This window comes from Streptomyces lanatus (genome assembly GCF_014655715.1).
Lineage (GTDB): Bacteria > Actinomycetota > Actinomycetes > Streptomycetales > Streptomycetaceae > Streptomyces > Streptomyces lanatus.
The window spans coordinates 294,767-313,831 of sequence record NZ_BNBM01000004.1 but is presented as its reverse complement, the minus strand read 5'-3'; the positions used below and the strand labels follow the sequence as shown (position 1 = coordinate 313,831).

Sequence of the window (19,065 nt, the reverse complement as noted above, 5' to 3'; positions counted from 1 at the left end):
AGACAGGCACTAGGCGCCGACCGCGGCTCTGCCCTGGAACGCGGAGCGGTAGGCATGCGGAGTGGTGCCGACCACGCGGCGGAAGCGTTCACGGAACGCCGTCGGGGAGCCGAACCCCGCCTGCCGGGCGATCCGTTCGACCGGATGGTCGCTGTTCTCCAGCAGATACTGGGCCCGCCGCACCCGGGCCCGCAGCAGCCACTGCAGGGGAGTGGTGCCGGTCTGCTCACGGAACCGGCGGCTGAAGGTGCGCTCGCTCATCCCCGAGCGCTCCGCCATCGCCCCGAGCGTGATCTCCCCGGCGAGATTGTCCTCGATCCACTCCAGCAGGGGTTCGAGGGCCGAGCCGCGCGGTACGGGCGGATGCTCATGGACGATGAACTGGGCCTGCCCGCCCTCCCGTTCCAGCGGTACGACGGACATGCGGGCGGTGTGCGCGGCCACGGCCGACCCGAGGTCCCGCCGGATCATGTGCAGGCACATGTCGAGTCCCGCGGCGGCACCGGCCGAGGTGAGGATCTGCCCGTTGTCGACGTACAGCACATCAGGCTCGACCTGGACGTCCGGGAAGCGCTGGGCCAGCTCGCCGGTCGCCATCCAGTGCGTGGTGGCGCGCAGGCCGTCCAGCAGGCCGGCCTCGGCCAGGACGAAGGCGCCCACGCACACGGACGCGATACGCGTACCGGACCGCGCGGCCCGGCGCAGGGCCGCCACGACCTCCTCCGAGGGCGGCCCGGTGTCGTCGCAGCCCGGGACGATGATCGTGTCCGCGTCAGCCAGTCCGTCGAGGCCCCGGTCGATCCGCAGGGCGAAGCCCTCCGTGGGCACCTCCGGCGATTCGGCGCACAGCCGCACCCGGTAGGGACGGCGGCCGTCCGGCAGCCGCGTCCAGCCGAACATCTGGAAGGGCGTCGCCATGTCGAACGGCACCACGTTGTCGAGAACCAGGATCGCCACGGTGTGCATGAACGCCACTCTAGGCAGGTTCCCGCCAGGCATAGAAGCCCAGGTCGTGGAGCAGGTCGTCGCTGAAAGGCAGGAAACAGACGGTGGCGGGAATCCGTTGGAAACTGTCGTTTCCGCCTCTGTGCGATCAGCCCGGCGATCCTTAACGTGGCCCGGTGACCAAGATCCTGCTCATCCTCCACGTCCTCGCCGCGATCATCGCCGTCGGCCCCGTCACCGTCGCGGCCAGCATGTTCCCGCCGGCCGCCCGCCGAGTCCCGGACACGGACGGCGCCGTGGCGGTGGGCACCGTCCAGCTCCTGCACCGCATCTGCCGTGTCTACGCCGCCATCGGGCTGTCGGTCCCCGTCCTCGGCCTCGCCACCGCCCTGGCCATGGACGTCCTGGGCAGCGGCTGGCTCATCACCTCGATCGCCCTGACCGCCGCGGCCGCCGGCCTGCTGATCGCGTTCGTCCTGCCCCGCCAGGAGGAACTCCTCGACCAACTGACCGCGAAGAAGCCCGTCGAGCGCTCGGCCACGGCCCAACTCGCCATGGTCACCGGCATCTTCAACCTGCTGTGGGCCACCGTGACCATCCTGATGATCGTCCGGCCGGGCTCGACGACGGGCGCGTGAACCCTCGGGGGGCGTGGCCGCCATACTCCCTGTGCGTCGCCCGTCAAGCGCTCTGGCAGAATTCGTACTTCAGTGTGCGTCGGCGCCTAGACTCGACAGCCGTGCCCATATGCACACAGGGGCCACGACACGAAAGGCGCGTTGACGGGTGTTCCAGGATTCCCCCATCTACGACCGGCTCATCGCGGAGCGCGGCGACATCCCCACCCAGGTACGCAGGGAGGCCGAACGCGTCAGCCGGGACCTCGAGTTCGTGATGCAGCCGGGGCCACCCCTCGGCCACGCACCCGCCCCAGGAGGCCCGGCAGCTCCGGCCCCGGCGTGGCAGCGCGGCGCCCTGCCGCCGGGACTGCCCGGCTGAGCCCCTTCAGACGACCTGCGCGCTCGCCCCGTTGACCTGGCCCTCCCGCCCTTCGACGGGGCGGGCGAGCCACTCGGCGATGGTGCGGGAGATCGGCTGGCCCGTGTCCACCTCGACGAAGCCGAACTGACCGGACTGGTTGCACTCCAGGAACCACCAGGTGCCGTCGGCGTCCTCGACGAAGTCGAAGGCGCCGTAGGCGAGTTCCGCGCCCCGCAGATACGCTCTGACCGCCTCGGCGACCCGCGGCGCGACCTCGACGGGACACCACGGCACATCGGTGGCGGCGAAACGCACATCGACCTCGGACTCCGCGCCGGTCGCCCTGCGGGCCGCCAGCAACTCCTCGCCGACGGCCGTGAGTCGTATGTCGGCCCGCTTGGCGACGCGCCGCTGCAGAAGTGTGGGGCCGAACGCGACGGCCGAGAAGTCCGTGTCCGGGGCGACCCTGCTGGTCGGCACCGCGCGCGGCGGGTCCTGTGGATGGGCGCCGGACACCGGCTTGACCACCAGATCCGGATAGCGCTCGGCGAAATCCCGGGCCGCCTGCGGAAACGTCGTGATCAATGTGGCCGGCACGGGCAGTCCGCACTGCTGGGCCAGCCGCAGCTGCCAGGGCTTGTGACGGGCCCGGCGGGCCGCGTCGGGATGGTTCATCCAGCGCGCTTCACTGCCGCGCAGCATGCCGTACAGCGCCTGCCCGGCCTCCTCCGTCAGCCAGGCCGAGGGGCTGGCCGCTCGCTGCGCCGCCGCACCCGGCCTGCGCAGCCAGACCGATCGCAGGCCGCCGATGCTCACCAGCCGCCCCGCGGACGACAGATGGCCGCGGAACGCGCCGTGCACGAACTCACCGGACAGGGCGACCCCGCCGGTCAGGTCGGCGGGATCGAGACGGAACACCGGAACGCCCGACGCGTTCAGGTGGACGACCACCATGTCGGCCGTCACGTCCTCTTCGCTCGTCAGAATCAAGACGGTCATCTTCGCCGGCCTGTGTTCAGTCGTCGAAGTGAGTCTTGGAGCCCGCCGTGGACGTCGTGGTTCCCAACTCCCGCATCAACGCGTGATCACAGGCGGCTATGCGGCCGTCACGGAGCACGTTCAACTGCATACCGGAGTCGTAGACGTACGGAGTGGTGGCCTCCAACTCCGCTGCCGGCCGTGCATAGTTGAGCGCGAACGGTTGCATCGTCTCTCCCTTACAGGTGCTGCTCCGATCGAGCCTGGTCACCCGGCGGCGGTCCTCGTGCGCCGACGCCCTTGGGTTTCCACTTACTTAAACGAATCGAACGAGTGATTGGTTTCCTTACTTTCTGTAATCAACGGCGTCCGGCGGTCCCGCCTCGGGAGAGCGGCGCAGGGTACGCAGTGCCAGCAAGAGCACGCCGATGTCGTCCAGATACACCGGATCAGGCATCAGATCGGCAGGCAGAACGAAGTACAGGACGGCACCCCAGAACACCCATCGCGGCCCGGTCGGCAGCCCGGAGCGCCGCAGCCGCTGCCGCGTCCGTACGAGCCGCACCAGTACTCCGACGGCCACGGCGAGGACGACGGCCGCAAGGGCCACGGCGACGACGATCACCGTAGTGGTCGAATCCACGGACCCACCTCCCGCCGGCGGCGCACCTCGCACCCATTGCTAATCGGATGCCCGCTCACGTCGTGCGCATTGCATGACGGCGGTCACCCGGCCGCATCCCGTCACTCGTCAGGACGGAAGACGCACAAACGGCCCGGTCACCTGCTTGACGGCCCTCCCGGGCAGCCGAAGCGCACGGGAAAGAGCCACCGCCCGACGCAGTAGCCGTCCCCCACCCGTCCTCCGCAGCCGTCATACGCCCCGGGGGTGCATGGGTCGGTCGTTTCCCGTACTTTTCGCTCACCCCGGACCGGGCTAGCGGTCGGAGGTCTGCGGCTCCTGCTCCACGGCGCCCTTGCGGGTGCGGGCCGTGCCCTTGAGGCGTTCGAAGGTCCGGGTCAACTGATGGAGGGGGGACGCCGGCGCGGCGGCGACTGCCTCGGGGCGGCGTTCGGGGGCGGCCTCGGCGGACTCCCGGTAGGCCGCCAGTGCCGCGTGTGCCTGCTCGGCGGCCTCGCGGTACAGGTCGCGGGACTTCGTCATCGCCTCCAGGGCCTCCGCGTACATCGCCACGAGCTTGCGCTCGCGCGCGAGTTCCTCCTCCAGGGTGAGCAGCCGCCAGTCCTCGCGCAGCGCGGTGAGGGCCTCCTCGCCGCCGTCCGGCAGGGGGTGCGGCAGCGCGGCGAAGCGCGTCACGGCGTGGATGAGCTCGGCGGGCTCGGAGCCGTCGAGGAAGACGCTGCGTACGGCGAAGTCGTCGGCGCCGTAGCCGGACGGCGCCGGGGCTCCGGGCAGCACGACGGCACCACCGCGCGGCACCTGTACGTCGAAGTCGCGCAGGGCCCAGTTCACGACCCGCAGCTGGCTGGGTGCGGCGCGATGCTCGACCACCCGGTGCCGCAGGCCCGGCGGCAGCATCCCGGCCAGGGGCACACGGCCGCGCTGGTCCGTGGTCATGGCCTCGTGGACGACGACATGGATGCTCCAGCCGTCACGCGCGCAGTCCCGCAGTATGCGCCGTACGTCCTTGTCGTCCTCGGGGAGGGGATTGATGTCGCGCAGACGCAGGCCGGTGACCGCCTCGTGGTCCCAGGTCGCGTCCGGCTCCTGCGGCCAGAACATCGCGGTGGGCGACGGCCAGCGCGGATCCCAGGGGGCTTCCGCCTCCGCGATCAGCAGCCACTGCCGGCCGCTGCCGCGTTCGGCGGTGAGCCGGGCGCGTACGGTCACCGAGTCGACGACCCGCCACCTGGCCTCGAAGACGCATTCCTCGGCGCCCTCGGTCTCGGGCAGTTCCTGGAAGTCGTCGATGGCCCGGCTGTCCTTGAGCCGGCGCAGGCTGAGCCGAAGTACGTCCTGCGGGTCGGTCCCGAGGTGGCGGCCGCGGGCCGCCCACACCGTCGGAGGGGTCGTGGGGCGGGTGCTGGGGGAGCTGGGCATGGGTCCATCTGTGGGGCGGGGGCACGTGCTCGTACCAGTATCGCCGCCGCCCTGGGCTGCCCGTCGCCCGGGGGCCGCACACGGGGTGTGCGCGCTCCGCACCGGTCGACCGGCGCTCACTCATGGTCCGCGCCGTCTTCCGTCATGAGAATGCTCGGTGAGCGGGACCCGCCCACCATCCGCATTGGGGCGGGTCCTGCTCGTGCCCGGGGTCCGGTCAGTTGTGGTACGTGATGTACCCGTTGCCGTCCCGGTCGTCGCGGGCCTTGGTGTAGGCGTGCGAGTCCGCCCCTGCGCCCGACGGCTTGTAGAGGTAGATCGTGTCGCCGTCGTTGTTCCACATGAAGTTGCAGTTGTCGCGGTAGACGACGTTGTTGGCGTCGGAGTCGGTGCCGTTGCCGCCGCGGAGCTTCACGTAGTCGCCGTACTGGAGGTAGTGGTTGGCGGTGAACTGGAAGCGGTTACCGGCCTTGTCCTTCACGAGGTAGCCCTTGAGGTTGACCGTCGTGCGGGAGTAGTTCTTGATCGTCAAGTACTCCTCCTTGGTGTTGCCGGTCCGGCAGCTGTTGGAGTCGCGGCCGGGCGCGTCGTACTGGATGCCCTTGATCTTCAGCGCGGACGAGTACTCGGTGGCCTGGGCCGGTGCGGCGGAGAGCGCGGCGAGGGCGCCGGCCGCGACGGCGGTTGTGGCGAGAATGCGTATACGCATGGAGAAACATCCCCCCTGTGTGGAGCTTGTGTGAAGATCAGGAGTGTATCCAGGGAAGGTGGTCTCTGTGCCGACTTCTCCGGAATACGAGACACCACGAGACACAAGAGGGCCGGGGCGTGAACCCCGGCCCTCTCCATGTGCGTGGCGGACTTACGCGCCGCTCTCCCGGAGCATGTCCTCGCGCTCCACGAGCTTCACGCGCTCACGGCCCTGCGGCTCGCCCAGCGCCTTCTCGGCGGCGTCCAGCTTGTACCAGCCCTCCCAGGTGGTGAAGCGGATCTCGCGCTCGGCGAGGAACGCCTCCACGGCCTCCGGCTCCGGCGAACCCGGCGTCTGTAGACGGCCGTTCGCGAAGTCGTCCAGGAGGTTCGACACCGTCTCGTTGGCGTCGCCCTTGGTGTGGCCGATCAGGCCGACCGGGCCGCGGCGGATCCAGCCGGTGACGTACGTCGACTGCAGGTGCTCGCCGGACTCCTGGATGACCCGGCCGCCCTCGTCCGGGACGGTGCCCGACTCGATGTCCCAGGGCAGCTTGGGGAGTTTGTCGGAGAGGTAGCCGACCGCGCGGTAGATCCCGGTGACGTCCCAGTCCTTGAACTCGCCGGTGCCCTTGACGTTGCCGGTGCCGTCCAGGGCGGTGCGCTCGGTGCGCAGGCCGACGACCTTGCCGTCCTCGCCGAGGATCTCCGAGGGCGACTCGAAGAAGTGCAGGAACAGTTTGTGCGGGCGGTCGCCGACGTCGCGGATCGCCCAGTTCTCCAGCGTCTTGGCGACCATGTCGGCCTGCTTGTTGCCGCGCCGGGTCTCGATCGAGCCCTCGTCGTAGTCGATGTCCTCGGGGTCGACGATGACCTCGATGTTGGGGGAGTGGTCCAGCTCCCGCAGCTCCATCGGGGAGAACTTCGCCTGCGCCGGGCCACGGCGGCCGAACACATGGACTTCCAGGGCCTTGTTGGCCTTCAGGCCGTCGTGGACGTTCGGCGGGATCTCCGTCGGCAGCAACTCGTCCGCCGTCTTGGCGAGGATGCGGGCCACGTCCAGGGCGACATTGCCGACGCCGAGCACGGCGACCTTCTCCGCCTCCAGCGGCCAGGTGCGCGGCACGTCCGGGTGGCCGTCGTACCAGGAGACGAAGTCCGCCGCCCCGTACGAACCGTCCAGGTCGATGCCCGGTATGCGCAGCTCGCGGTCGGCCGTCGCACCCGTCGAGAAGATCACGGCGTCGTAGAACGCCCGCAGGTCGTCCAGGCTGATGTCGTTCGGGTAGTCGACATTGCCGAAGAGACGGATCTGCGGCTTGTCGAGCACCTGATGCAGGGCCGTGATGATGCCCTTGATGCGGGGGTGGTCGGGGGCGACGCCGTACCGGATCAGTCCGAAGGGCGCGGGCATGCGCTCGAAAAGGTCGATGGACACACCGGGTTCGGCGGCCACGTCGGACTTGAGCAACGCGTCGGCGGCGTAGATCCCGGCGGGGCCGGCTCCGACGATGGCTACCCGCAGGGGGCGGGGCATGATCAGGTTCCCTTCGAGAGGCGATAGATCGACTCGAACGGGAAGCCTAAACTAAGGCAAGCCTAAGTCGGTACACGGGTCCGACCTATGAGCTCATAAATCAATTCTATGGGATGTCCGTGCGCCCTCGGTTGCCGCACCGGTGGGCGGTACGGCAACCCGGGCCCGCCTGTCAGTCGATGTGGAAGCTGTCGCCGTACACCTTCCAGTCGAGCGGTGTGTTCAGGTCGAGGTTGCCGTTGCGCAGGAACACCCGCTGGGCCGTGTCGACCCGGCTGGTGTCGCTGTGCGCCTCCTCCTGCTTCATGGCCCACACCCGCGCGTCCAGGAAGGCGTTGAGGTACGTGACCTCGTCGCCGCCCTGCGCCGGCGGCCGGGCCTTGTCCAGGGCGCGCCCCCGGATGCTGCGGAAGCTGGTCGGGTCCGTGCCGTCGCCGTGCATGACGATGGCGTCGTAGTAGGCGAACTGGCCGAGCACGCGCAGGCCGTCGGCCTTGCCCTGCTGCACGGCCGGGTTGAAGTACACCCGGTCGCGCTCGTCGTTCTGCGCCTGTTTGAAGGCCTGGTCCTGCGCGGCCCGGCCCCAGTCGCGGGGGTAGTTCGGGTCGAGGCCGTCGTGCGAGTCGGTGCCGTCGACCCGGCGCAGGGCCGGCAGATACGGGGCGAGGACGTTGCCGGGGCGGCGGTCGGCGTACAGCTCGACCAGGTCGAGCATGTCGCCCGTGCCGGAGCAGAAGCCGATGATGCCGGCGGTGTAGCCGCGGCCGTCGCCGATGTCCTCGATGTACTTGTACTGCGCCTTCCAGTCGAGCGAGGAGTTCTCCGCGCTCGACACCAGCTTCATGGCGATCTCCTTCTTCGCCGGGTCGTCGAGCCCCACCGCGGCGTGCTGCGCGGCGGCGTGCGGGGAGTTCAGGAGCGGGACGGATGCCACTGACGCGCCTATGAGGGCGAGGAGGGTGCGGCGCGACGTGTGCGTGGAGTGGTGCTTCACGGCGGCTCCAAAAGGAGGTGGGGGGTGGGAGTTGGCCGTACGTGACACTGATAGGAAGGTTTCCTATCAGACACCGGGCGCGGAGGGCACCGGTCGCGTCAAAGGTTCGTACCTATCTACAAGCCGGCGCCGACTACGGCAGCGGCTGCTCGGCCCAGATCACCTTGCCGGCCGGCAGATACCGCGTCCCCCACCGCTCGGCCAGCTGCGCCACCAGGAACAGGCCGCGCCCGCCCTCGTCCGTCATCGCCGCGTACCGCAGATGCGGCGAGGTGCTGCTGCTGTCGAAGACCTCGCAGATCAGGCTCCGGTCGCGCAGCATGCGCACCCGGATCGGGTCACCGCCGTACCGGATCGCGTTGGTCACCAGCTCGCTCAGGATCAGCTCCGTGGTGAACGACAGCTCCTCCAGCCCCCAGCCCTCCAGCGTCCGCGTCACCGCGGAACGCACCCGGGCCACGGCTGCCGGGTCGGACGGCACCTCCCACTCGGCGACCAGGTCGGCCGCGACCGCCCGGGTGCGGGCCACGATCAGCGCGATGTCGTCGCTCGGCCGGGCCGGGAGCCGGGCCTCCAGCACCGCCTGGCAGATCTCCTCCGGCGTCCGGCCCGCCCCGGTGAGCGCCTCGCGCAGCGACTCCAGACCCTCGTCGATGTCCCGCTCGCGGTCCTCCACCAGCCCGTCCGTGTACAGCACGAGCCGGCTGTCCTCGTCCAGCTCCAGCTCGGCCGTCTCGTACGGCAGCCCGCCCAGGCCCAGCGGGGGCCCTGCGGGCACCTCGGGAAACTCGACGGTGCCGTCCGGGCGGACCAGGGCCGGCGGCGGATGGCCCGCGCGGGCGATGGTGCACCGGCGGGAGACCGGGTCGTAGACCGCGTACAGACAGGTCGCGCCGGTCACCGCGGCGGTGTCGCCCTCCTGGGCCTCGTCCTGGTCGATCCGGGCGACCAGCTCGTCGAGGAGTGCCAGCAGTTCGTCGGGCGGCAGATCCAGCGCGGAGAAGTTGTGCACGGCCGTACGCAGCCGCCCCATCGTCGCCGCCGCGTGCAGCCCGTGGCCGACGACGTCGCCCACCACCAGCGCCACCCGGGCACCGGACAGCGGCAGTACGTCGAACCAGTCGCCGCCCACCCCGGCCTGAGCCGGCAGATACCGGTACGCGATGTCCAGGGCGTTCTGCTCGGGCAGGCTGCGCGGCAGCAGGCTGCGCTGGAGCGTCACCGCCATGCTGTGCTCGCGGGTGTACCGGCGGGCGTTGTCGATGGACACCGCCGCCCGGGCGACCAGTTCCTCGGCGAGCGCCACCTCGTCCGCGTCGAACGGCTCGGCCTTCTTCGACCGCCAGAAACTCACCACGCCGAGCACGAGGGACCCCGCCCTGAGCGGCACCGCGATCAGCGAGTGGATGCCGAACTCCATCACCTGCGCCGACCGCTCCAGATCCTGCGCCCGCCAGCCCGGCGCCTGCCGTAGCCGCGGCTCCGTGACGGCCTGAGCGGCGCCGAGCGCACGGGCCTGCGGCGAGGAGTCGACGAACCGGATCTGCTCGCCCACCGGGTACAGCGGCGCGTCCTTGCGTATCCCGCTGAACGCGGTGCGCCGCAGCCGGGTCACCGCCTCCGGCTGCCCGCCGCCCAGCACGGCGTCGAACAGGTCGACGGTGGCGTAGTCCGCGAACCGGGGCACCGCCAGCTCCGCCAGTTCCTCGGCGGTGCGGGTGACGTCCAGGCTGGTGCCGATGCCCACCCCGGCGTCGTACAGCATGTTCAGGCGCTCGCGGGCCTCCTCGGCGCGGCCGGACAGGGCGCGCAGCTCGGTGGAGTCGCGGAGGGTGGCGACGCTGCCGGAGGGCTTGCCCCTCAGGTGCGTGGGGCGCTGGTTGACCGCGAGGAGCCGGTCCTTGACCAGATGCACCTCGTCCGTGGCCATCCGGCCGGAGTCCAGCAGCTCGGCCGTGTCGGACGCGAGACCGAGGTCGAGGACCCGGCGGCCCTCGGCGTCCTCGGGCAGGTCGAGCAGGCGGTGCGCCTCGTCGTTGGCGAGCAGCAGCCTGCCCTCGTCGCCGACGATGAGCACGCCCTCGCGCACGGCGTGCAGCACGGCGTCGTGGTGCTCGTACATCCGGGTCATCTCGTCCGGACCGAGGCCGTGCGTCTGCCGCATCAGCCGTCTGCTGACCAGCGCCGTGCCGCCCGTGGACAGGGCGAGCGCGGCCGCGGCCGCCGTCAGGACGAGGGGCAGCTGCCGGTCCGCGGTGCCGCCCACGGTGTCCGTGGTGATCCCGGCCGACACCAGGCCGACGACCTTCCCGTCGGGATCCTTGATCGGGACCACGGCCTGCACGAGGGGTCCGATGGTGCCCGTGATCTGCTCGGTCACCACGTTGCCCTGGAGCGCGGGCTCCAGGTTCCCGACGAAGTGCTTGCCGATGCGGTCGGGCTTGGGGTGGGTGTAGCGGATGCCGTCGGTGTTCATGACGACGATGAAGTCCACGCCGGTCGCCTCGCGCGCCGCCTCGGCCCGCGGCTGGAGCACGGCGGAGGGATCCGGCTCGTCCAGCGCCTCACGGGTGCCCGGCGCGTTGGCGAACGCCTCCGCCACCGCGACCGAACGGTTGCGCGCCTCCTGCGTGCTGTCGTACCGCACCTGAAGGACCAGGGCCACGACCGCCGCGACGACCAGCAGCAGCACGATCACCACTTGCAGCAGGAAGACCTGCCCGGCGACGCTGCGCCCACCGACCGCCGACCGCAGCCAGGCGAGCGGCCCCTTGCGCTGCCCCGGATCCCGCGCCATGTCCCGCTCGGGCACGACAAGGGCGCGGTCGGGCGCACGCCGGGTGCCCGGACCGCTGGGACGGCGGGACGACCGGGCCCCGGATCGACCCGATAGTCGGACCATGTGCTCATGTCTACACTGCCGCGCCTCCGGAGGCGAGAGACGTCACGCAACGTGACAGGAGCGGTTTCCCGTCTCACCGGTGGTATGCGTCGAGTGGGGGCAACTCCCGTACCCGGGACAGGGTTACGGGCCGTCACTTCCGGCGCAGCGGCGTGGCCCGCCGGGTGGCGAGCAGCAGCGCGATGTCGTCGGGGCGGTCCGCCATGTGCCGGGCCGTCGCGGTGAGGCGGTCGGCCACGCCCGCCAGCGAGCGCCCGCCCGGCCGGGCCCCGGGAGCGCCGGCCTTGGCCAACGCCACCCGCAGCGCGCTGATGCCTTCGTCGATGTCGACACCGGGCCGCTCGACGAGGCCGTCCGTGTACAGGGCCAGCACGGCACCGGGCTCCATCCGCAGTTCCGAGACCGGGTACTGGGCCTGCTGATCCACGCCGAGCACTACCCCGCCCGGCAGGTCCACCAGATGCGTACGGCCGTCGGGGCGACGCAGCAGGGGCCGAGGATGCCCGGCCACGACCGCCTGCGCGACGCCGGTCGCCGGGTCGAGGCGGATGTAGCAGCAGCTGGCGAACAGGCCGGTGTCGAGGTCGATGAGGAGATGGTTGGTGCCGCTCATCACCTCGTCGGGCGGCCGGTCGCCGAGCGCGAACGCCCGCACCGCGCTGCGGAGCTGGCCCATCGTGGCCGCCGCCTGCACGCCGTGTCCCTGTACATCGCCGATGACCAGCGCGAGGGCGTCCCCGGCGGGCACGACGTCGTACCAGTCACCGCCCACCTCCATGCCCTGGGTGCCCGGCAGATAGCGCCCCGCGGTCTCCAGCAGCGGATGCTCGGACAGCCGCCGGGGCAGCAGCGCCTGCTGCAGGCCACGGGCCAGCGCGGCCTCGCTCTCGTAGCGCTGCGCCTTCTCCAGGGCGTGCGCGATCAGCCCGGCCATGGCGGTCAGCACCGCGCGTTCCTCGGAGCTGAAGCTGCGCGGCCGGTCGAAGCCGAGGATGCAGGAGCCGACGGGACGCCCGGAGGCGATCAGCGGCAGGAACGCGCGGGCGCCCTCCGTCGCGTCGAGGGGGATGCCCGGATAGGCCTCGGCGAGCTGCTCCATCGAGTCGAAGAACAGCGGGCGCCCACTGGTCAGCGTCTCCACCCCCGGCAGGCTCTCGTCCAGGCCCACCCCGTCGAACGGGGCGAGGAACCCCTTCGGGAAACCCGTCTCCCACGCCAGGTACAGATGCCGCTCCTGGAGCAGATAGATGGCCAGCCGACGGCCGCCGAACGCGGGCAGCAGCTCCCGCATCACCACGGCGGACACCTGACGCGGGGTGACGGCCTCCGTCAGCGCGATGGCCAGGACGATCGGCCGGTACAGCGGCGCGAGCGACGGCGCCCCCTCCGGCGCCGGCGCGGCATGCGCCTCCGGCGGCTCGGACGGGGTGTCCGCCACCCCGTGTCCTGGGCGGATCGTGCAGGTCAGCAGGTCGGGGCCGGGATAGACGGACAGGGCGAGCCAGTCGCCGGCGAACGGGCGGTCGGCGTCGTCACGCTCGGGGACGGACGGTCTGCGGACGTGGAAGTGCACCGGGTCCGGCGACAGCAGCGCCACCCGCAGATGGTCCTCGACGGCGGGCTGGTTCAACCAGGGCACGCCCTCCCACAGCGTCCGGCCCAGCAGCTCGGTGCGCGACCGGCGCAGCAGCCGCGCCGCATGCGGATTGACGTAGACGACCGAGCCCAGCCGGTCCAGGCAGAACACCCCGTCGGGGAGCAGATCGGCCGCCACGTCGGCCACCGCGCTCTCGCCCGGGTCGAGGACGACACCGCGCACCGGCGACACCCCGAAGGGCGCCGAGTCGTCGTACGGTCCCCAGACCTCGACCAGCCGCAGCGCACCGTTGGCGGCCCGCACATACAGCGGCAGCGCCGGCGGCCGGCCGCCCGCCGCCTCCCGCAGCGCCGCGAGGATCCGGTCCGCGTCCCCCGGGGCGACGGCCACCGCGAACTCCTCCACGGTGGCGTGCGCCTCGCCCGGCACCGCACCCAGAACGACGTTCAGCCGTTCCTCGGCGCTCACCACTCCCGACGCCGGGTCCCACGCGAACCGGCCGAGGTACCCGGAGGGCCGGCGTCTGGCCGGCGGGCGGACGCACAGGGGCCCGCCGTCCCAGGACACCGCCGAGGGGTCCGCGTCCTCCAGGTTCCGCAGCGCCGTACCCATCTCCTTCGCCACCTGCGCCATCCGCTCACGCACCGGCAGCAGCTCCGTGGCGTCCGGCGCCGAGGGCCGCAGCACGGTCAGCACACCGAAGACGGACGATCCGGCGGTGACGGGGACGTACAGGGACCCGAACTGGAACGGCAGACTCGCCGCGAACTGCGGATAGCGCCGCATCGTCTCCGTCGCGTTCGGCAGCACCACCTCGACCCCGAGCCGGTAGGCGTCCGCGACGGGAAACGGCCGGTCCACATGCAGTCGCCACCATGGCCGGAACAAGGGGCCCGGCAAGCCCTCAAGGACCGCCAGACGGAGCAGTCCGGGCGTGCCGGAGCGCAGATAGACCCCACCCGCGTGCCCACCGGCCGCGCTGATCGCCTCAGCCGAGGCATCGATCAGCAGCGCCGCCAGCCCGCCGGGCGTCCGCTCTGCGCCCTCGGCGCTCACAGTCATTCGGCCCTACCTCGTCCGTACGCCGTCACGCGCGCGACACAGCAAGAATGCGCCACGACGCCCCCCGCCCGCGACTGGGCGGCACGGATATTCCGGCCGGAGAGGCGTCACACGGTCCTGTTCACGGGTGGGCGGGTACCACGGAAGCGATGTCCGAAAGCAGGCCGCCCCCGGCCCGCAACCGGGAAAGCCCTCACCCCGTTGTCGGTGCGAAGCCGCACCCGCCACCGCCCCGGAGCGCAGGAGAGCAGACGCATGGAGTACTACGACCTCGGCACCCACACCCGCTCCGTCACCACGTCCTCCGCCCAGGCCCAGCTCTGGTTCGACCGCGGCCTGGTGTGGACGTACGCCTTCCACCACGAGGAGGCAGTCGCCTGCTTCGAGGCCGCCGCCCAGGCCGACCCCGACTGCGCCATGGCCCACTGGGGCATCGCCTACGCGCTCGGCCCGAACTACAACAAGCCCTGGGAGTTCTTCGACGACGAGGACCTCGCGCGTACCGTCGACCGCACCCACGCCGCCGTGGAGCTGGCCCATGAGAAGGCGGAGCACGCCACACCCGTGGAGCGGGCCCTGATCGCCGCACTGCGTGCCCGCTACCCGCAGGCCAAGGCGGTCGAGGACTGCTCGATCTGGAACGCCCCTTACGCCGACAGCATGCGCGCGGTGTACGAACTCGCCCCCGACGACCTCGACGTCGCCACCCTGTACGCCGACGCCCTGATGAACCTCACGCCCTGGCAGCTCTGGGACCTCAGGACCGGCGAACCCGCCGAAGGGGCCCGCACCCGGGAAGCCGAGGCGGTGCTCGACCGGGCCCTCGCCACCGCCACCGGACGCGACCACCCGGGCCTCATCCACATGTACGTCCACCTCATGGAGATGTCCCCGACCCCGGAGGCGGCCCTGACCGTCGCCGACCGGCTGCGCGGACTGGTGCCCGACGCGGGCCACCTCAACCACATGCCCTCGCACCTGGAGGTCCTGTGCGGCGACTACCGCCGGGTCATCTCCGACAACACCGCCGCGATCGCGGCCGACGAGAGGTACCACGCCCGGGCCGGGGCGATGAACTTCTACACCCTGTACCGCTCGCACAACTACCACTTCAGGATCTACGGCGCCCTGTTCCTCGGCCGCTCCGAGGTCGCCCTGGAGACCGCCGCGCAGCTGGAGGCGTCCATCCCCGAGGACCTGCTGCGGGTGCCGAGCCCGCCCATGGCCGACTGGCTGGAGGGCTTCCTCGCCATGCGCGTCCATGTGCTGATCCGCTTCGGCCGCTGGGACGACATCCTGGCCCTGCCGCTGCCCGCCGACCCCGAGCTGTACTGCACGACGACCGCGATGCTGCACTACGCCCGAGGCGTCGCCCTCTCCGCCACCCACCGTGTCCCCGAGGCGGAGGCGGAACGCGAGCTCTTCCGGGCGGCGGTCGCTCGGGTCCCCGAGACCCGCATGCTGTTCAACAACACCTGCGCCGACGTCCTCGCCATCGCCTCGGCGATGCTCGACGGCGAACTGGAGTACCGCAAGGGCGACCACGAGGCCGCCTTCGCCGCCCTGGAACGCTCCATCGAGCTCGACGACAACCTGCCGTACGACGAACCCTGGGGCTGGATGCAGCCCACCCGGCACGCCTACGGCGCCCTCCTGCTCGAACAGGGCCGCGTCGAACAGGCCGAGGCGGTCTACCGCGCCGACCTCGGCCTGGACGGCACCCTCCCGCGCCCCCTGCAGCACCCCGGCAACGTCTGGTCCCTGCACGGCCTCCACGAGTGCCTGCTCCGGCTGGGCCGGACGGGGGAGGCCCAGATGGTGGCCCAGCAGCTGCGCCTGGCCGCCGCGCTGGCGGACGTACCGATCGAGTCGTCCTGCTTCTGCCGCCTCGACACCACCGCCGCGGACGCGGGCGGGGGAGACTGCTGCGCCGAATGACGGTGCCGGTACGCTGGGCGCTCACCATGGCGACGACACCCGAAGAGACCCTGTCCCCGCTTCCGAAGCTCGTCGCGACGGATCTGGACGGGACCCTCCTGCGCAGCGACGGCACCCTGTCCCCGCGCACCCGCGCCGCACTGGCGGCGGCCGAGCAGGCCGGCCTCGGCATCGTGCTCGTCACCGGCCGGCCGCCGCGCGGCGTGCCCGCCCTCCGGGAGACCATCGGCCCGCACCACGTCATCGCGGCCAACGGGGCCGTCGTCCACGCACCGGACGGAACCGCGCTGCGGACCTGGCCCATCCGGCCCGCCGAGGCGGTCGAGCTGGTGGCGCGGGTACGGGCGGCGGTGCCCGGCGTGACCTTCGCCTTCGAGTACGACACGGACTTCGCACACGAACCGGCGTACCCGAGCTGGTCGTACGCCGAGGACGCCGTCGAGCTGATCGGCCCGGCCGAGGAACTGCTGTCCCGGACGCCGGACCACCCCCTGGTGAAGATCCTCGCCCACCATCCGACGCTGCCCCTCGACGTCTTCCATGACCGGACACGCCGTGCCGCGGGCAGCCGCGCCGAGACCACCTACTCGACGGGGCTGTCCCTGGTGGAGTTCAGCGCACCCGGCGTGACCAAGGCCAGCACCCTCGTCGCATGGAGCAGCGAGCTCGGGATCGGCAGCGAGGACATCGCCGCCTTCGGGGACATGCCCAACGACCTGCCCATGCTCCGCGCGGTCGGCAGCTCCTACGCCATGGCCAACGCCCACCCGGCCGTGCTGGCCGCCGCCCGCCACCGCACCTCGTCCAACGACGACGACGGCGTCGCCCGCCGGCTCGAACACTTCGTCGCGGCCCTGCGCTCCGGAACCGCCTCATAGATCGCTGTCATGGGCCGCGATCCTCGGGCGGGTCCGGCAGCGGTTGCTCGAACCACACCACCTTGCCCGTGCTCACCCGCGTCGCACCCCAGCGCTGCGCCAGCTGATCGACCAGGAACAGCCCCCTGCCGCCCTCGTCGCTCAACCGCGCGTGCCGCATCCTCGGCACCACCGGCGAGTCGTCGCCCACCTCGCAGCGCAGCACGTCCGTGGACAGCAGCCGCAGGGTGATCGGCCGGGACGCGAAGCGCACGGCGTTCGCCACCACCTCGCTGACCATGAGCTCGGTGGTCTCGATCAGGGCGTCCAGGCCCCACTGGCGGAGCGTCCTGCGGGTCAGTCGACGGGCCTGTCCCGCGGTCTGCGGGCGGGGCGCCATGTACCAGTACGCGACGGTCTCCGGGAGGATGCCCTCGAACCGGGCGGCGAGCAGCGCGATGTCGTCGTCCCGGTCACCGGTGCCCAGGGTGCCGAGCGCCTCGTCGCACAGGCCCTCCAGCGACAGCGGCGCCGGTCCGGAGGCGGCAGCGCGCAGCCGTGCGCACAGCCGCTCCACCCCGGTCAGTACGTCCGAGTCGCGGGACTCGACGAGGCCGTCGGTGTACAGCAGCAGGGCTGCCCCGGGCGGCGCGTGGGTCTCGACGGTCTCGTAGCCGCCGCTGCCCACGCCGATCGGCGCCCCGGGCGGCACCTGGAGGACCTCCGCGGTGCCGTCGGGACGCAGCAGGACCGGCGGCAGATGGCCGGCGTTGGACACCAGCAGCCGGTGCAGCACCGGGTCGTACATGGCGTACAGACAGGTCGCCGTGTGCTCGCTGCCCAGCCGGCCCGCCTGCTCGTCGAGGTGGTGCAGCACCTCGTCCGGGGGCAGATCCAGCCCGGCCAGGGTCTGCACGCTGGTGCGCAGCTGGCCCATGATCGCCGCCGAGGTCATGGAGTGGCCCATCACATCGCCGATGACCAGGGCGACCCGGTTGCCGGGCAGCGGGATCGCGTCGTACCAGTCGCCGCCGACCTGCGCGGTCCGCGAGGACGGCAGATAGCGACTGGCTAGCTGGACGCCGGGCGGTTCCGGAAGCGACGGCGGGAGCATCGTGCGCTGCAAGGTGTCCGCGATGGACGCCTCACGCTCGTACAGCATCGCCTTCTCCAGACCGAGCGCGGTGTGCGTGGCGAGCTGGGACGCGACGAGCAGGTCGTCGCCGGTGAAGTCCGGGCGGCCGGGGTCGCGGACGAGGACGACGCTGCCCAGGGCATGGCTGCGGCCGTGCAGCGGGGCGATGATCAGCGGGTGTCCGGATGGCACCGGCAGGGGGACGTCCGGCGTCCCCAGCAGCTCGGCCGCGGCGGGGGCGATGCCCGGGGTGTGCCCGAAGACCGGCCTGCCCTCGCGGAGCAGCTTCGCGAGGAGTCCGCCGGGAGCCGGGCGCACGACCTCCGGCGCCCGGATGGTGTCCTCGTCGGCCGGCGGAGGTCCGAGGCCCTGTGCGCCGGGGGCGCGGGGGGCGGCGTGGTCCACGGTGTGCAGACGCAGCACGGCCGGGGCGATCCCGGTCTCGTCGCCGACCGGCAGGGGCGCGTAGAGATGGACGAACGCCGTGTCGGCGAAGGCGGGGACGGCCGCCCGGCACAGCTCGTACAGGGTCTCGTCGAGGTTCATGCCGCGGGCGATCCGGCGGGTCGCCGCGTCGAGATAGCGGAGCCGGTCGGTCTGCGGCTCGGGGTGCGGCCGATGCGGCTCGATCATGCCTGGCCTCATGGCTCATGCCTGTCCACGCGGGCCGTCAGGCGCGGCGGCGGCACTGTAGGAAGATCTGCACCTCGGGCTGGATGTCGGCGGCAGCCGGAGCGTAGGAGTGCGAGGACTCCTCGACGATCTCGAAGCCGGCCGTCTCGACGACCGCGCGCAGGTCGTCCCGCAGATAGCCGGAGACGCGGATGTTCGTCCCGATGAACGGGATCGTGAAGTCGTCCACATCGGCCTCCACCATCGACAGCGCGAACAGGCCCCCCGGGACCAGCAGATGGCGGACCGTCCCCAGGGCGAGGGGGATCTCGGCGCGCGGCAGCATGAGCAGGGAGAAGAACGCGGTCACCGCCTCGAAGCGGCCGAGCTCCAGCGGGCCGCCGGGCCGCAGGTCGGCGATGTCCGCGTGGTGGAAGACCCCGCCGGGCACATGGGCGCGGGCGATCTCCACCATCCCGGCCGACAGATCCACCCCGACCACCGCGAAGCCCGCCTCCGCCAGCTGGCGCGCGGTCGGCAACCCGGTGCCGCAGCCCAGGTCCAGGACACGGGATCCGGGTGCCAGGGAGCGGATCAGCCAGTCGACGGCCGCGACCTGCCCCTCCTTGTGCGGGAAGGCCTCGTCATAGCGGTCGCCGAGGGCGTCGAAGGCCTCGGCCTGGCCGGTGCGGTCGAGTCGCAGCGTCCCGTAATCGAGCTCGTCGGCTGGGTTGCTCACCAGGAGTCTCCTCGCGAGAATTATGCGTCATTTTTT

16 protein-coding genes are annotated in these 19,065 nt (G+C 71.7%); 4 read left to right on the top strand and 12 right to left on the bottom strand.

Translation table 11 applies throughout. The annotated features are described in order from the left end of the window. Positions 1-9: 9 nt before the first annotated feature. Positions 10-966: a GlxA family transcriptional regulator gene (locus IE325_RS13415; RefSeq protein ID WP_190070057.1), complete on the bottom strand. Its 957-nt coding sequence runs from the start codon at positions 964-966 to the stop codon at positions 10-12. A 155-nt stretch (positions 967-1,121) separates the two neighbouring features. On the opposite strand from IE325_RS13415, the gene IE325_RS13410 reads away from it, so the two are divergent. Both IE325_RS13410 and IE325_RS13405 read left to right on the top strand, forming a co-directional pair. Continuing rightward, complete coding sequence (locus IE325_RS13410; protein WP_190070056.1) at positions 1,122-1,583, top strand: hypothetical protein; 462 nt, start codon at positions 1,122-1,124, stop codon at positions 1,581-1,583. Between the two features lie 148 nt (positions 1,584-1,731). Beyond that, complete coding sequence (locus tag IE325_RS13405; protein WP_190070055.1) at positions 1,732-1,944, top strand: hypothetical protein; 213 nt, start codon at positions 1,732-1,734, stop codon at positions 1,942-1,944. Positions 1,945-1,950: 6 nt separating this feature from the next. On the opposite strand, the gene tgmB is transcribed toward IE325_RS13405, so the two are convergent. From tgmB to IE325_RS13360, 9 genes are all read right to left on the bottom strand, one after another. Beyond that, the gene (gene tgmB / locus IE325_RS13400; protein ID WP_190070054.1) at positions 1,951-2,925 is read right to left on the bottom strand and encodes an ATP-grasp ribosomal peptide maturase; all 975 of its coding nucleotides are present in this window, start codon (positions 2,923-2,925) and stop codon (positions 1,951-1,953) included. A gap of 16 nt (positions 2,926-2,941) precedes the next feature. Then, positions 2,942-3,133: a putative ATP-grasp-modified RiPP gene (gene tgmA, locus IE325_RS13395; RefSeq protein ID WP_190070053.1), complete on the bottom strand. Its 192-nt coding sequence runs from the start codon at positions 3,131-3,133 to the stop codon at positions 2,942-2,944. A gap of 117 nt (positions 3,134-3,250) precedes the next feature. Further along, positions 3,251-3,547, bottom strand: a complete 297-nt coding sequence (locus IE325_RS13390; RefSeq protein WP_190070052.1) for a DUF1232 domain-containing protein — start codon at positions 3,545-3,547, stop codon at positions 3,251-3,253. Between the two features lie 294 nt (positions 3,548-3,841). Next, positions 3,842-4,966: a hypothetical protein gene (locus tag IE325_RS13385; protein WP_190070051.1), complete on the bottom strand. Its 1,125-nt coding sequence runs from the start codon at positions 4,964-4,966 to the stop codon at positions 3,842-3,844. Positions 4,967-5,183: 217 nt separating this feature from the next. Continuing rightward, entirely contained in the window at positions 5,184-5,675 is a 492-nt protein-coding gene (locus IE325_RS13380) for a lamin tail domain-containing protein (protein ID WP_190070050.1), read from the bottom strand. Between the two features lie 153 nt (positions 5,676-5,828). Beyond that, positions 5,829-7,193, bottom strand: a complete 1,365-nt coding sequence (locus IE325_RS13375) for an FAD-dependent oxidoreductase (RefSeq protein WP_190070049.1) — start codon at positions 7,191-7,193, stop codon at positions 5,829-5,831. A gap of 172 nt (positions 7,194-7,365) precedes the next feature. Beyond that, complete coding sequence (locus IE325_RS13370) at positions 7,366-8,187, bottom strand: chitosanase (RefSeq protein ID WP_190070048.1); 822 nt, start codon at positions 8,185-8,187, stop codon at positions 7,366-7,368. A gap of 133 nt (positions 8,188-8,320) precedes the next feature. Next, positions 8,321-11,089: a SpoIIE family protein phosphatase gene (locus IE325_RS13365; RefSeq protein ID WP_190070047.1), complete on the bottom strand. Its 2,769-nt coding sequence runs from the start codon at positions 11,087-11,089 to the stop codon at positions 8,321-8,323. A 133-nt stretch (positions 11,090-11,222) separates the two neighbouring features. Next, a complete protein-coding gene (locus IE325_RS13360; RefSeq protein WP_190070046.1) occupies positions 11,223-13,748 on the bottom strand; it encodes a SpoIIE family protein phosphatase in 2,526 nt (841 codons plus the stop codon). A 255-nt stretch (positions 13,749-14,003) separates the two neighbouring features. On the opposite strand from IE325_RS13360, the gene IE325_RS13355 reads away from it, so the two are divergent. Both IE325_RS13355 and IE325_RS13350 read left to right on the top strand, forming a co-directional pair. Further along, the gene (locus IE325_RS13355) at positions 14,004-15,686 is read left to right on the top strand and encodes a tetratricopeptide repeat protein (RefSeq protein ID WP_190070045.1); all 1,683 of its coding nucleotides are present in this window, start codon (positions 14,004-14,006) and stop codon (positions 15,684-15,686) included. Next, on the top strand, positions 15,683-16,564 hold the full coding sequence (locus IE325_RS13350; RefSeq protein ID WP_229911802.1) for an HAD-IIB family hydrolase: 882 nt from the start codon (positions 15,683-15,685) through the stop codon (positions 16,562-16,564). The genes IE325_RS13355 and IE325_RS13350 overlap by 4 nt, the downstream gene beginning before the upstream one ends. Before the next feature lie 7 nt (positions 16,565-16,571). Here the strand turns inward: IE325_RS13350 and IE325_RS13345 are convergent, their stop codons facing one another. Beyond that, positions 16,572-18,311 carry a SpoIIE family protein phosphatase gene (locus tag IE325_RS13345; RefSeq protein ID WP_229911801.1) on the bottom strand — a complete coding sequence of 580 codons (1,740 nt, stop codon included), beginning with the start codon at positions 18,309-18,311 and terminating at the stop codon, positions 16,572-16,574. A gap of 37 nt (positions 18,312-18,348) precedes the next feature. Beyond that, a complete protein-coding gene (locus IE325_RS13340; RefSeq protein ID WP_190070043.1) occupies positions 18,349-19,029 on the bottom strand; it encodes a class I SAM-dependent DNA methyltransferase in 681 nt (226 codons plus the stop codon). Positions 19,030-19,065: the final 36 nt, after the last annotated feature.

Coding starts and splice junctions, on each gene's coding strand:
- IE325_RS13415 (WP_190070057.1), bottom strand. CDS start 966: ATGCACACCGTGGCGATCCTGGTTCTCGACAACGTGGTGCCGTTCGAC.
- tgmB (WP_190070054.1), bottom strand. CDS start 2,925: ATGACCGTCTTGATTCTGACGAGCGAAGAGGACGTGACGGCCGACATG.
- tgmA (WP_190070053.1), bottom strand. CDS start 3,133: ATGCAACCGTTCGCGCTCAACTATGCACGGCCGGCAGCGGAGTTGGAG.
- IE325_RS13385 (WP_190070051.1), bottom strand. CDS start 4,966: ATGCCCAGCTCCCCCAGCACCCGCCCCACGACCCCTCCGACGGTGTGG.
- IE325_RS13380 (WP_190070050.1), bottom strand. CDS start 5,675: ATGCGTATACGCATTCTCGCCACAACCGCCGTCGCGGCCGGCGCCCTC.
- IE325_RS13375 (WP_190070049.1), bottom strand. CDS start 7,193: ATGCCCCGCCCCCTGCGGGTAGCCATCGTCGGAGCCGGCCCCGCCGGG.
- IE325_RS13365 (WP_190070047.1), bottom strand. CDS start 11,089: ATGGTCCGACTATCGGGTCGATCCGGGGCCCGGTCGTCCCGCCGTCCC.
- IE325_RS13360 (WP_190070046.1), bottom strand. CDS start 13,748: ATGACTGTGAGCGCCGAGGGCGCAGAGCGGACGCCCGGCGGGCTGGCG.
- IE325_RS13355 (WP_190070045.1), top strand. CDS start 14,004: ATGGAGTACTACGACCTCGGCACCCACACCCGCTCCGTCACCACGTCC.
- IE325_RS13350 (WP_229911802.1), top strand. CDS start 15,683: ATGACGGTGCCGGTACGCTGGGCGCTCACCATGGCGACGACACCCGAA.
- IE325_RS13345 (WP_229911801.1), bottom strand. CDS start 18,311: ATGATCGAGCCGCATCGGCCGCACCCCGAGCCGCAGACCGACCGGCTC.